Here is a 13,698-nt window from a genome sequence, read left to right on the forward strand (position 1 = left end):
TCCCCGGCAGTACTGTCCCCGGCAGCACTGTCCCCGGCAGCACTGTCCCGGGCAGCACTGTCCCCGGCAGCGCTGTGCGGGACAGCACTGTCCCCGGCAGCGCTGTGCGGGGCGGTGGCGCTGCGCCCGGGCGTCGTTCCGCGTTCGCGCTGGCGGGCCTGCTGGTGGCCGCGGGGGTCACCCACCTGGTGAACCCGAAGCCATACGACCGGATCGTGCCGCGGGCGCTGCCCGGGTCGCCACGGACCTACACGTCCGTGAGCGGGGTCGTGGAGCTCGCGCTCGCGGCCGGGCTGGTCCACCCGCGGACCCGCCGGGCGGCCGGGCTCGCCTCCGCCGGATTCTTCGCGGCCGTGTTCCCCGCCAACGTGAAGATGGCGCTCGACTGGCGGCACGCGCCGCCGGTACGCCGTGCGGTCGCACACGGCCGCTTGCCGCTGCAGTTGCCGCTGATCCTGTGGGGGCTGAAGGTCGCCCGGGAGGCTCCGCGATCCTCGCCGGCTCGCAATACGGACCGCCGGGCGGTTCCACCGCGGGTTTAATGGCGGGATGCTGCGAACTTCACGGTTGGTGCTGCGACGGTGGCGGGACGAGGACCGGGCGCCGTTCGCGGCGCTCAACGCGGACCCCGAGGTCATGCGGTACTTCCCGCGACCGCTGACCCGGGCCGAGAGCGACATGATGGTCGACCGGATCGAGGCGTCGTTCGACGAGCACGGGTACGGCCTGTGGGCGGTGGACGTCGTCGAGTCCGGTCCGACCGGTCCGGGGACCGGGTCAGGTCCTGGCTCCGGCGCCGGCAGCGGTGGCTTCATCGGGTTCGTCGGGCTGGCCTGGCAGCGGTTCCCGGCGCACTTCACGCCGGCATTGGAGATCGGGTGGCGGCTGGCCCGGCACGCGTGGGGACATGGGTACGCGACGGAGGCGGCGGTAGCGGCACGGAACTTCGCGTTCCGCCCCGCCGCCGCTGACACTGCCGGTGCTGCCGGTGCTGCCGGTGCTGTCGCTGGCGGTGCTGCCGCCGCTGGCGGTGCTGCGGTCTACGGTGCGGGGATGGACGAAATCGTGTCCATGACCACGCGCACCAACGAACCCTCGCAGGCGGTGATGCGGCGGATCGGGATGACCCGCGACCCGGCCGACGACTTCCGGCACCCAAACCTCGAACCGGACCATCCACTGGTCGAGCACGTGCTGTACCGGCTGCACCGCCCCGCCGGCCAGTGACCTGCGGAGCGCCCGCGCTGTGGCGGTGCCGCAGGGTCAGCGGTACAGCTGCAGGTGGAGCTGGAACGCGACCTCGGTGTACCGGATCGTCGGCGGCCGCAGGGCGAGCAGCTGCCGCTCCAGGACGACCTGCAGCTCGCGGGGTGGGGCCTCCGGGCGGGCCATGATCCGCACCGCGACCGGGCGTGACGGGCCGAGGTGGAACTCGACCATGAGTTCCTCGGTGCCGTGCCGTACACCGGTGAACGCCCGATCGACGATGCCCCTGGCCCGGTCGATGAAGTCGCCGAGCTCGGCCGCGGTCGTGGCCCGGCGGAGCTGCTCCTCCGACGTGAGCAGGACGATCCGGCCACGGTCGACGTGCCGGAGCGCCCTGCCGTCGGCGTCACGGCCCGACCGCTCGGCGTCCTCGGCTCGCGGCGGGTGGTAGATGGTGAGCTCGCCGGTGCGGTACCGCTCACCGGCAGGTTGCACGGGTGCGACGCCGGATTGTGCGGAGCGGGCGACGGTGTGGCCGCTGTCGCGGAGGGTCCCCGTCCCGGAGTGGTTCACAGCGTCGCCGGGACGGCCGGTGCCCTCGGACCGCCCCCCGTCCAGAGGCCGGTCCCGGTCCAAGTGCCGGTCCCCGTCCAAAGAACGGCTTGCGTTCAGGGAGCGGCCTGCGTTGGGTTGTCGGTTCGCGTCCAGCGGTTGGTTCGCGTTCAGCGGCCGGTCCGGATCGTGCGGGGGCGTGTCCGGGTGCTGGGGTGCGTCGCGGAAACGGTGCTCGTCACCGGCCTGATCCGAGTCCTCGGACCGCCGCGCTGCCGCAGGCCGCTCCGCACCGCTGACTCGATGCGCCTCACCGGACACGCCGTGGCCGCCGAGCGCCGCGCCACCGCCCACACCACTGCCCGACAAGCCCCCAGCGCCGCTGCCGGTACCGCTGCCGGTACCGCTGCCAGACCGGCTCCCGGACACGCTGTCGGACCCGCTGTCGGACCCGCTGTCAGACTCGCCGCCGGACTCGCTGCCGGACTCGCCGCCCAACGCGGCGTCGGACCTGAACCTGGCCGCGGTGATGGCCGGGTCAGCGAAAGCGGACCGTGCTCCATTACCAGCCAGATCGCCGTCACCGCCGGCCGGACCAGGCTGCGGAACAGACTCGGAGTGGGTTCCGGGACCCGGCCGCACCGCCTGCACAGGACGCGTCGCGGGGCCGGGCCTCGGCTCCAAGCGGAGCGCGAGGGTACTGACCGCACCGGCAGGCAGGCCGATCTCGATCGGGCGGCCGGCCTCGACCGCCTGGCGGAGACGGGCGTACATCGCACCGGTCAGCAGCACCGCGAAACCGTCCTCGACCTGCCGGGCGGTCGGCTCGACGTTGCCCCGGACCAGGAGCAGGAAGTTGCAGCCGATCCGGGTGGAACGCTCACCGCCCGGCGCGACGATCGCGGCGGGACCCTGCTGGCCGGGCGCCCACACGTACGTCTGCGGGACGTCGGCAAGTCCGGGCAGGAACGCGCACACGTCGGCGGCCTCGCGCAGCGCCTCCTCGAACGCCTCCAGTTCCTCGTCGGCGCCGCCGATGTACGAAGTGGCGTCGCCTGCGGTGATGATCAGCTCGAGACGGTCGCCGATGTGGACGACCCGTAGGAACGGCAGGTTGTACGCGGGAGCCTTCGACAGCATTGTCGCGGCGCGGAACTCGGCGTCGTCGACGACCGGGGGCCGGCCGGGACGGAACCACCACGGATGCGGGTAGTACCGCTCCTGCGCACCGAGCAGGGACAGGACCCGCGCGTGGCCGAACCGCTGCACCACCGCGGTCTCACCGGCGAGCAGCGGCAACGCCACGAGCGGGGGGCGCTCGAACCTGACCGTCGACGGGATGTCCTCGGGGGCGGCGGCGTACACGAACCCGGTCACGCGGCCGTCGACGTCGATGCCGGGCTGGCCGAACACGCTGACGTCCCCCGCCTCCACGAGCCGCCCCTCGGCCGCGAGCTGGTGGACGGTGCGGGCCATCGTGAGCGGGTACCCGGGGGCGGGCGCCCCGGTGCGGATCACGGCGAAGACCATCTCCCGCTGACCGTGCCGTTCGAGGCCCTCGGTGGTGTACAGCAGTGCGGGCAGCATGCCGGAAGCCGTGCGGATGCCACCCTCGTCGATGGCGACCGACAGCTGCCGGGGGATGAGGACCTCCCGGCCGACGGGTAACGCGGAGCCCACGGGGCCGATCATCGCATCCACCCGCAACAGTTGACCTTGGACGAACCGTTGCCGCTGGTACCGGAGGTGCCCGCCGCGCTGTCAACGCCGTCATGCGGGGGGACGTCGCCGCGTGGGAAACCTCGCTGCGCTGGGAACATCGCTGCGCTGGGAACATCGCGTGTCGTGAGGGTGGCGCTTCGGGGTCCGGGTCGCGACGATGGTGTGATGCGGATGACGTCGGAGCCGCCGGCCGAGTACGTCGCATTCGTCTCCCGGCACCTGGAGCCGTTGCGACGGGACTCCGTGCGCGTCGTCGGCGGCGAGGAGGACGCAGACTGCCTGTACGTCGATGTCCTCACCGACGTCGCGACCCGCTGGAACTGGCTGGAGCTGCAACGGACCAGACTCGGACATGAGGGCGCCGCAGACGACTTCCTCGGCCGGGTCTTCGCCCGCCGATCCGAGCGGTTCTATCTCGGCGAGGACGGGTTCGACGACGACGACCTGCAGATCCAGGTGACGCCGTGGTACCCGGACGAGCCCCCGCCCCCACGCCGCGTCTACGTCAGTACCGCGGTCCGGCTCGCACCGATGCTCGTGCCACGGCGCAGGAGCACCGTGTTCGTCGCCGGGCCGGCATGCGAGGCGGCGATCGCGTGGTGGCACGCGTACGAGACGATCCGCCGCCGGCGGCTGGTGTACGTCGGGTTCATCGCGATCGCACTCCTGATGGCCCTCGCGAACTTCACGGCGCCCCCGCCAGCGGTCTGACCGTTCGTACTTCGCCCCGAACCTCCGCGGCCTGGCTGGTCCCCGTTCCCAGCGCTCGGGTTCGCCCCACCGCACAACTTGGCCCCATCGCACGCCTGGCCCCACCGCACGCCTGGCCCCACCGCACGCCTGGCCCCACCGCACGCCTTGCCTCACCACACGCCTTGGCCCCACTACACGCCTTGGCCCACCGCTCAGCATGGCCGCCTCACCCGGTGACGGCATAGCGACAGTGCCGGCACCGGCCGCAGTACCACAGGAGCACGGGCGAGCGTGACGCATGCCACGCTCTTGCGGTTCCGGTGACATGATCGTCACCGAACATGCGCGTCCCGATGGCTGTTGCGCCTGCTCCGCCCGTTCACCGGCTGTCCAGCGCTTCCCCCGCCCTGCTCGACTGCGCGGCACCGCCAGCGGAGTGGTGGCAGGACGCAGGGCCGCACCGACCGGCGTGCGGCACGACGGTTGACGGATCCTGCTAGTGTCCGCCGAAGGCCGGTTGGGGGTGACATGAGCACGACGACACGCGGCACAGGACGCTGGGCGGCACGCTCGGCACGGCGATTCGCGGGATTTCTCCCGAGTCTCCTCGCCGCGACTCCGCCGGCACGCGGGACGGGCCACGACGCCACGCAGACCGTGGCGCAAGGCACGGACGCCCGCCCCGCGCCGCACGGACCCTCAGCGCACGGACCCTCAGCGCACAGGACCCCAGGACGCGGTGCCTCAGCCCGTCGGGCCGCGGCCGTGTGGGTCGCCGCCGCCGTCGCCGCCGGTGGATTCGGGTCGCTCGTCGTCGCTCAGCCCGCACATGCCGTGACCACCGAGGCTGACATCGAAACGAAGATCGGCAACAACACCATCCAGGGCAAGGCGGGCGCAAAGACCTCCATCGGTTTCCAGATCACCAACCATGGAAAAGTCGACGTCGGGGTGACCATCACGATCCAGGTGCCGGCGAACACCGAGATCGAGTCCGCCGGCAACTGCAACGTCGGCGGCAACCGCCGGGCGGCCAGCTGCCAGGTGACGATGAAGGCCAGCGCATCCGTCAACGGCTCGGTGCAGGTCGTCCTGCGCACCGCCGGCGAGGGCAACGGCAGCGTCGTCGCCAAACTCAGCGCCAACCAGAAGGTCACCGATCCGAAGCCCGGCAATGACAGCGAAGGGTTCAGGGTCCGCGTCACCGGCGCGAGCGCCACCCCGAGCGCGTCGAAGTCCACCCGCGCGTCGCGCAGCGCCTCCGCCGACCCGACCGGCACCTCCGACGAGGTCATCGCCCCGCCCGAGGCCGGCAACGGCGCGATCCCCCGCGAGGATCCGAAAACCCCGGTCAGCAGCGACTCCGGCGGCCTGTCGTTCGGGTTCTGGATCGGCGTGGTGGCCATCGTCGCGGCGCTCGGGCTCGTCGGCAGCCTGTTCTACTTCCGCCGCAAGGACCGCCTCGAACCGGACACGGGGGTGTTCAACCTGCCCACCGCCGGTCACGACCACCCCACGTCGGTGATCACCCCCGGTGTGTACGGGTCTCCGGCCGCACCAGCTCCCGCAGGTCCCGCCTTCCAGAGCGCGCAGAACTACGGCGGCCAGGGTTACGGGCAGAGCTTCCAGCCGGGCCAGGGTGCACCCGCCGGACCGAGCGTCTACGGCGCGCCGGCCGCACCGCCCATCGCGCCGCCAATCGGTTCTCGACCCGCTGGTCCCCCGGTCGGCCCTCCGCCGGCATCCGGGCCCGGCGCGAACGACCAGACCATCATCATGCGCAGGCCCGACGACCTGTGACGTGACGCTGCTGCCGGTCCCAGGCTGACGGTTCCTCAGCGGCTGCAGGTCCCGAGCACGCGGTGGGTCTGCGTCTCGCCATCACAGGCACGGCACCGGGCATCGTGCCCGGATGTCACGTCGTACTTTGTACAGCGCATCGTGACTGTGCAGCGCGTCGTTTCGGTGCGGCGCCGAGGTCGCTGAAACCGGCAGCCGATTCCTCACCGCCCGCCCAGACGCCCTGGTGGATGGTCGAATCGGACCGCGGCAGGCACGATGGGGCGATGCCCAGCAAGCGGTCCACCTCTATGCGACGGGCCGCACTCGGCACGGCGGTCGTCTTCGCGGCCAGCGGCGCGATGCTCGGCACGTGGGTGTCGCGGGTACCCGCGATCGTCGCCCGGCACGATCTCAACCCGGGTGAGCTCGGCCGGGCACTGCTCGCGCTGGGTATCGGGTCACTGCTGTCGATGCCGTTGACCGGACACGCCTGCAGGCGGGTCGGCAGCAGGGCGTGGACCGCTTTCACCTCGGTGGCCGCAGCGGCGGTGCTGAGCTGCGTGGGCCTGGCCACCGGTCCGGTCCAGCTGTCGGCCGCCCTATTCGCGCTCGGCATGGCCTACGGATCGTGGGACGTGGCGATGAACGTCCAAGGCAGCGCCGTCGACCGGCGGGCCGGGCGGGAGTGGATGCCCCGGTACCACGCGTGCTGGAGCCTCGGCTCAATCGTCGGTGCGGCGGCCGGCGCTCTGGCGGCCCGCGGTGACGTTGCGATCGGTCTGCACTTCACCGCCGCCGCGTGGTCCGCCGCCACGGTGACGTTCGTGGGTCTGTCGCGGTTCATCGACGAGCGGGCTCCGATCGGTACCGGGTTGCCGAGCGTGTCAACGGAAGTGCCGGCGGCAGGTCTCGCACGCGAGAGCCGGAAGCGGGACGGACAGCACGTACAGCACGTACAGCACGTACAGCACGTACAGCACGTACAGCAGCCAACACGGCACCAGCAGACCGTCGATCCGGCTGTCCTGAACCAACGAACGCAACCTCAGCAGTCGAACGAGCAGGCGGCCGGACAACCAGGGACAGCAGAGCAACAGGCCGCGCACCATCCGGCCGCGCACCATCCGGCCGCGCACCATCCGGCCGCGCAGCAGACAGGGCAGCAGACAGGGCAGCCGGCGCCCACCGGACGGCGCGGCGGGCGGGGACGGCTCGTCGGGAAGCCGGCACTGCTTCTCATCGGTCTCCTCACGCTGTGCGCGACGATCATCGAGGGCGCCGCCGACGACTGGCTGGCGCTGTACCTCCACACCGGGCGAGGACTGTCCGAGGCGTCAGCAGCGCTCGGCTACGCGACCTTCGCGACCGCCATGACCGTCGTCCGGTTCGCGGGCACGCCGGCCGCCGCATGGCTCGGGCGGGCCGGGGCCGTACGGGCCGGTGGCGTACTCGGCATCGCCGGGGTACTGATCACCGTGCTGTCGCCGTGGCTGCCCGCGACGTTCGCCGGGGCGCTGTTGTGGGGTGCCGGGGTGTGCCTGGTGTTCCCCGCCGCGGTGAGCGCCGCCGGCGAGACCGACCGTCCGGCCGAGGCGATCGCGTTGGTGACCAGCATCGGGTACGGGTCCATCCTGATCGGCCCGCCACTCATCGGCGCCCTCGCCGACGTGATCGGGATGGGTGAGGCTCTGCTGACACTGGCGGCACTGGCCGCGGGCGTGGCGGTGCTGGCACCGGCCGTCCGGCAGCCCCCCAAACCAACGGCCCCGACCCAACCACTGAACCAACCACTGAACCAACCATCGAACCAGCTGTCGAACCAGCCACTGAACCAGCCATCAACACAGCCACCGGCCCAGTCGACCGCCCAGCCAGCAGCCCAAACACCGGCGCCGAGGCCAACGCCGGACCTGGTCACCGACGGCAGTCGGAATGGCAGCCGGGACGGCGATCAGTCCGGCAACGCGTCCATCGCGCGGTAGATGCGGACATCGGAGATCGGGTACGCGGTACCGAGCGCCTGCGCGAACAGCCCCACCCGGAGTTCCTCGATCATCCAGCGGATCTCCCGCAGCTGAGGGCTCATCGTCATGCTGGCCACCAGCTGGTCGTACTCCCGCTGCACCTCCTGCACGGTCAGCATCCGCTCCCGGTCGCGGGCAGTGTCCGTCGGCACCTTTTCCAAGCGCCGTTCGATGCCACGCAGATACCGTTCAAGATCCGGGAGACGCTGCCAGCCGGTGTCCGTCACGAATCCCCGGTACACCAGCCGTCCCAGCTGCCCGCGCATATCCGTGAGCGCGGGCAGGAGCAGCGGGTTCTTCGTCCGGGCGAGGCGCTGCTCGACGTCGTACGAGGCAGCAAGGATCCGCTGCACGTTGCCGACCACGTCGAGGGTGAGGTCGACCAGGTCGGCGCGGACCTTGTCGCGGAGCTTCGCGAACGCCTCGCCGTTCCACACCGGCCCGCCGGCGTCGGTCATGAGCTGGTCGACGGCGCACGCGGCGCAGTCGTCGAGCAGGTCGACGGCGTTGCGGTGCGGGTTACGGCTCAGGGCGAGCTTCGCCTCGTTCGACAGGCGACCCTGCACGAACTTCGCCGCCGGCGGCAACGTGAGCTGCAGCAGCCGGCGGGTGCCAGCCCACATCTCGTGCCGCTGCCGGGCGGGCAGGTCGAACGCCTTGACCGCCACCGACGTACCCTCGTCGACGATCGCCGGGTAGACGGTGAGGGTGTGCCCCGCCACGGTCCGCGACAGGCTGTGCGGCAACGTGCCGAAGTCCCAGGTGGTGCTGCCGGTCCGGGTGACGTCCGTCGCCGCCTCCGCGACCGTCGCCTGTACCTTCGGCGCCAGCCGGTCCCGCAGCTCGGTGAGGCTCTTGCTCTCGGCGAGGACGGCGCCACCGTCGTCGACGATCCGGAACGACATCTTCAGGTGCTCCGGCACCCTCGTCAGGTCCCACGCGTCGCGGGGCACCGTCACGCCGGTCAGTCGGCGCAGCTCCCGCTCCAGGGCCTCAAGGAGGTGCCCGTCGCGGACCGGCATCCCGGCGAGCGCGTCCCGGGCGGTGTCGGGCGCCGGGACGAAGTTGCGGCGCAGCGCCTTCGGTAGCGACTTGATGAGGGTCGTGACGAGTTCCTCACGCAGGCCGGGCACCTGCCAGCTGAAGTCGGCGTCCCGCACCCGGCCGAGCAACGGCAGTCCGATGTGGACGGTTACCCCGTCGGCGTCGGTACCCGGCTCGAACTGGTACGTCAGCGCGAACCGCTGCCCGTCCTGCTCCCAGGCGTCGGGGTACTGGTCCTTCGCGACGCCGTCCGCGCGGTCGTTGACCAGCATCGCGGGGTCGAACGTGAGCAGCTCGGGCTGGTCGCGGCGGGTCTGTTTCCACCAGCTGTCGAAGTGCCGCCCGGAGACGACGTCCTCGGCGATGCGCTTGTCGTAGAACTCGAACAGGGTCTCGTCGTCGACGAGGATGTCGCGGCGGCGGGCCCGGTGCTCGAGTTCCTCGACCTCTTCGAGCAGCCGCCGGTTCTCGGCGAAGAACGCGTGATGCGTGTCCCAGTCACCCTCGACCAGCGCGTGGCGGATGAACAGCTCGCGCGACAGCGCCGGGTCGATCCGGCCGTAGTTAACCTTCCGGGAGCTGACGATCGGCACGCCGTACAGCGTGACCTTCTCCATCGCCATCACGGCCGCGGGTTTCTTCTCCCAGTGCGGCTCACTGTAAGTGCGTTTGACGAGGTGCTGGGCGAGCGGCTCGATCCACTCCGGCTCGATCCGCGCGGCGACGCGGGCCCACAGCCGGGTCGTCTCGACCAGTTCCGCCGCCATCACCCAGCGCGGCGTCTTGCGGAACAGCGCGGAACCGGGGAACACCGCGAACTTCGCACCCCGCGCACCGAGGTACTCGCTCTTCTCGGCGTCCTTCAACCCGACGTGCGACAACAGCCCGGCAAGCAGCGACACGTGGATGTTCAACGGCGCGGCGGGTTCCTCATTCGGTACGACATCCATGCTCCGCAGCACCGAGCGCAGCTGGCTGAAGATGTCCTGCCACTCACGGACCCGCAGGTAGTTGAGGAACTCGGCCTTACACAGCTTGCGGAACTGGTTGCTGGACAGCTCCTTCTGCTTCTCCTGCAGGTAGTTCCAGAGGTTGACGTACCCGAGGAAGTCCGAGTCCTTGTCGGCGAACCGGGCGTGCTGCTGCTGTGCCTGCGCCTGCTTCTCGACGGGGCGTTCACGCGGATCCTGGATCGACAGGGCGGCGGTGATGACCATGACCTCGCGGACACAGCCGTTGCGTTCGGCTTCGAGGACCATCCGGGCGAGACGGGGGTCGACCGGCAGCTGCGACAGCCTCCGGCCGAGGGGGGTGAGCCGCTGACCGGCCTCCAGCGCGCCGAGCTCCTCCAGCAGCTGTACACCGGCGCTGACGTTGCGGCGGTCGGGCGGGTCGATGAACGGGAACGCCGCCAGGTCGCCGAGGCCCAGGGAGATCATCTGCAGGATGACGGAGGCGAGGTTGGTCCGGAGGATCTCCGGGTCGGTGAACTCCGGCCTGCCGTCGAAGTCCTCCTCGCTGTACAACCGGATGCAGATGCCGTCGGAGGTACGGCCGCAACGTCCCTTCCGCTGGTTTGCCGACGCCTGGGACACCGCCTCGATCGGCAGGCGCTGCACCTTCAACCGATGGCTGTACCGGGAGATGCGGGCGGTGCCGGGGTCGATCACGTACTTGATGCCGGGGACGGTCAGTGACGTCTCCGCGACGTTCGTGGCGAGGACGACGCGGCGGCCGGTGTGCGGCTGGAACACCCGATGCTGCTCGGCGAACGACAGCCGGGCGAACAGCGGCAGGATCTCGGTGTTGCGCAGGTCGAGCTTCGTGAGCGCGTCCGCGGTGTCCCGGATCTCACGCTCGCCGCTGAGGAACACGAGCACGTCACCGGGGCCTTCGGCCTGCAGTTCCTCGACGGCGTCGCAGATCGCGTCGGTCTGGTCCCGTTCCTCCTCGCCCTCGTCGGGCGCCTCGATCGGGCGGTACCGGACCTCGACCGGGTATGTCCTGCCCGACACCTCGACGATCGGGGCGTCACCGAAATGCCGGGAGAACCGCTCCGGGTCGATCGTCGCCGACGTGATGATCACCTTCAGGTCGGGCCGCTTCGGCAGCAACTGCCTGAGGTACCCGAGGATGAAATCGATGTTGAGGCTGCGTTCGTGCGCCTCGTCGATGATCAGCGTGTCGTACTGCCGTAGGAGGCGGTCCGTCTGCATCTCCGCGAGCAGGATGCCGTCCGTCATCACCTTGATCATCGTCTGATCGCCGGACTGGTCGGAGAAGCGGACCTTGAACCCGACCGTGGCACCGAGCTCGGTGCCCAGCTCCTCGGCGACGCGCTCCGCCACCGTCCGCGCCGCGATCCGCCGCGGCTGCGTGTGCCCGATCTGCCCGGTGACACCACGGCCCAGTTCGAGACAGATCTTCGGTAACTGGGTCGTCTTCCCCGAACCCGTCTCACCGGCGACGATCACCACCTGGTGATCACGGATGGCGGCGAGGATGTCGTCCTTGCGCTGACTGACCGGCAGTTGCTCCGGGTACGTGATCTGCGGCATCCCGGCGCGGCGGGTCGCGACCCGCTGCTCGGCACGCTCCACGTCGGCGCGGATCGCTTCGGCGATCGCCTGCGCGTGCGGGGACTTCTTCGCCCCTTCGAGCCGCCGGCGCAGCCGATGCTGGTCCTGCGGCATCAACCCGGCCAGACGCGAGCGGAGCTCATGCAGGACGCCGAGATCCGGTACACCGCCCCGCTCCTGCGACGCGGCCTGCTCCGAACCGGCACCCCGGCCGGTCCGCCTGTTCTGCCTGCTGCCCTGGCTGCCCTGTCCGCTGCCGCTCTGCCCGCTGCCGCCGCTGTTTTGCCCGCTGCCGCCGCGGTTCTGGCCGCCGCCGCCCTGTCTCCTGCCGTTCTTCCTGCCCACCGACTGTCCGGAAGCCACCGCCCCCGCATCCACAGTCAAGGCGTCCGCTGGGCCCGCCGCCACCGTCTCCGCCGCCGCCGTGCTCGCTGCTGCCACCGCGTCCGCTGCCACCATGTCCGCTGCCACCGCGTCCGACGCTGCCAGACCTGCCGTTGTTGCAACGCCTGCCGCTGGTTGACCCGCCACCGGAACTGTCGCTACTGGGTCACCGTCGTCAGACGCTCGGGCAGCATCACGAACGCCGACGGCCTGCTCAGCAGCCGCCCGGATGGACAAATCGACGGAAGGCCGGTGGGCGGAGTCGCCACCGGACCTGGTACGGGACCCGCCGCTGGCCTCGCTGCGGGGCTCGGTCAGGTGGTCGGGCTGGGGCACGTCAGACATAACGCTCGCAAGGATAGGCACGCGTCGCCGCGATTGCCCGGTGATTTTCCGCCACCTGGACTTCCTGGACGGTGGAATTCGCCGGTATGAGACCGAAGGACTCTCGGCAGATCGTCACTCCTGCCACTAACGTCACACTCATGCCCTCCCCGAGCAGACCCGCCGTGCCCGCGAAGCCCAGGCCACCGAAGGCCCTGGAACTGGCGACCGTCGACGAGGACGACCTTCGCGACGAAGGCGCCTACACCGGGCTCGGCTTCTACGACCTCGACCTGACCGGACGATCGGCCAAGGGCGCCGAGTTCGACCAGTGCCGCTTCAACCGTACCGACCTCAGCGGCTCCTCCTTCGTCAAGGTGTCACTGACCGACTGCCTGGTCGAAAGCTCCAATTTCGCCAACCTGCACGGCGACCAGTCGTCGCTGCTCCGGGTGGCGGTCAAGGACTCGAGACTGACGGGCCTGCAGTGGCTCGACGGGGTGCTCCGCGACGTGACGCTGCGCGACTGCCGGATCGACCTGTCGGTGTTCCGCGCGACCAAGTTCGGGGCGGTCCTGTTCGAGGACTGCAACCTGGCCGGCGCGGACTTCACCGGCGCCGACCTGACCGGCGCCACCTTCGCCCGCTGCGATCTGACCGGGGCACAGTTCTCCGCCGCGATCATGGACGGTGCCCGGCTGACCGACTGCGCCCTCTCCGGCATCGGCGGGGTGACCAGTTTCGCCGGCGCCACCATCAGTACCGGCGACCTGATCGCGCTGTCGCACACGCTCGCCGCCGCCCTGAACATCACGGTCTCGGACGGGCGCAGCACGGACGACACCCCCGGCGGCAGGACCTGACGCTGCACCACGCGGAAGCGGTGTTCCCTGCCCTCCGAACGCCTACCGGGCCAGACCTATCCGGCCAGACCTATCGGGGCCAGCCGAGACCCGGTGCGACGCGGCTGCCCGACCGGCGGGCGGTCACCTCGATCTCGATCCGCATCCGCGGGTCCGACAGTCCGCACACCTGCATCGTCGCCGCCGGACGCACGTCGCCGAGCCACTCACGCAGCACCGGCCAGCAGGGTTCGAAGTCGGCGGCGTCCGGCAGCAGGTACCGCACCCTCACCACGTCCTGGACGCTGGCACCGGCCTCCCGCAGGGCCGCGTCGATGTTGGCCCAGCACTGCCGCGCCTGCGCCACCACGTCGTCCGAGATCGTCATCTGCGCATAGTCAAAGCCTGTGGTCCCCGACACGTGGACCCAGTCACCGTCCACGACCGCCCGCGAATATCCGATCTCCCGCTCGAACGTCGAACCACTGGAGATCAACCGCCGCTCACCCATGCCGCTCACGGTAGTGGACCACCAACGGCCCAGGG

9 protein-coding genes are annotated in these 13,698 nt (G+C 70.7%); 6 read left to right on the forward strand and 3 right to left on the reverse strand.

Going from position 1 to position 13,698, the window contains the following annotated elements; translation table 11 throughout:
• The first annotated feature begins 74 nt into the window (after positions 1-74).
• Positions 75-542: a DoxX family protein gene (locus OHA72_RS62985; protein WP_327005540.1), complete on the forward strand. Its 468-nt coding sequence runs from the start codon at positions 75-77 to the stop codon at positions 540-542.
• A 7-nt stretch (positions 543-549) separates the two neighbouring features.
• Positions 550-1,227, forward strand: coding sequence for a GNAT family N-acetyltransferase (locus OHA72_RS62990; protein ID WP_327005541.1), 678 nt, complete (start codon positions 550-552; stop codon positions 1,225-1,227).
• Positions 1,228-1,263: 36 nt separating this feature from the next.
• Here the strand turns inward: OHA72_RS62990 and OHA72_RS62995 are convergent, their stop codons facing one another.
• Positions 1,264-3,450, reverse strand: coding sequence for a hypothetical protein (locus tag OHA72_RS62995; RefSeq protein WP_327005542.1), 2,187 nt, complete (start codon positions 3,448-3,450; stop codon positions 1,264-1,266).
• Between the two features lie 195 nt (positions 3,451-3,645).
• Here OHA72_RS62995 and OHA72_RS63000 point away from each other — a divergent pair, with 195 nt between their 5' ends.
• From OHA72_RS63000 to OHA72_RS63010, 3 genes are all read left to right on the forward strand, one after another.
• Positions 3,646-4,191, forward strand: coding sequence for a hypothetical protein (locus OHA72_RS63000; protein ID WP_327005543.1), 546 nt, complete (start codon positions 3,646-3,648; stop codon positions 4,189-4,191).
• Positions 4,192-5,007: 816 nt separating this feature from the next.
• Positions 5,008-5,973, forward strand: a complete 966-nt coding sequence (locus OHA72_RS63005) for a hypothetical protein (RefSeq protein WP_327005544.1) — start codon at positions 5,008-5,010, stop codon at positions 5,971-5,973.
• A gap of 62 nt (positions 5,974-6,035) precedes the next feature.
• Complete coding sequence (locus OHA72_RS63010) at positions 6,036-7,937, forward strand: MFS transporter (protein WP_327005545.1); 1,902 nt, start codon at positions 6,036-6,038, stop codon at positions 7,935-7,937.
• Here OHA72_RS63010 and hrpA read toward each other — a convergent pair.
• The gene (gene hrpA / locus OHA72_RS63015) at positions 7,907-11,716 is read right to left on the reverse strand and encodes an ATP-dependent RNA helicase HrpA (protein WP_327011927.1); all 3,810 of its coding nucleotides are present in this window, start codon (positions 11,714-11,716) and stop codon (positions 7,907-7,909) included. The genes OHA72_RS63010 and hrpA overlap by 31 nt on opposite strands.
• Positions 11,717-12,471: 755 nt before the next feature.
• Here hrpA and OHA72_RS63020 point away from each other — a divergent pair.
• Positions 12,472-13,173 (forward strand): pentapeptide repeat-containing protein, encoded by a 702-nt coding sequence (locus tag OHA72_RS63020; RefSeq protein ID WP_327005546.1) that lies wholly within the window; start codon positions 12,472-12,474, stop codon positions 13,171-13,173.
• Positions 13,174-13,243: 70 nt separating this feature from the next.
• Here OHA72_RS63020 and OHA72_RS63025 read toward each other — a convergent pair whose 3' ends face one another.
• Positions 13,244-13,663 carry a RidA family protein gene (locus tag OHA72_RS63025; protein WP_327005547.1) on the reverse strand — a complete coding sequence of 140 codons (420 nt, stop codon included), beginning with the start codon at positions 13,661-13,663 and terminating at the stop codon, positions 13,244-13,246.
• Positions 13,664-13,698 lie beyond the last annotated feature (35 nt).

Source organism: Dactylosporangium sp. NBC_01737, from assembly GCF_035963215.1.
Lineage (GTDB): Bacteria > Actinomycetota > Actinomycetes > Mycobacteriales > Micromonosporaceae > Dactylosporangium.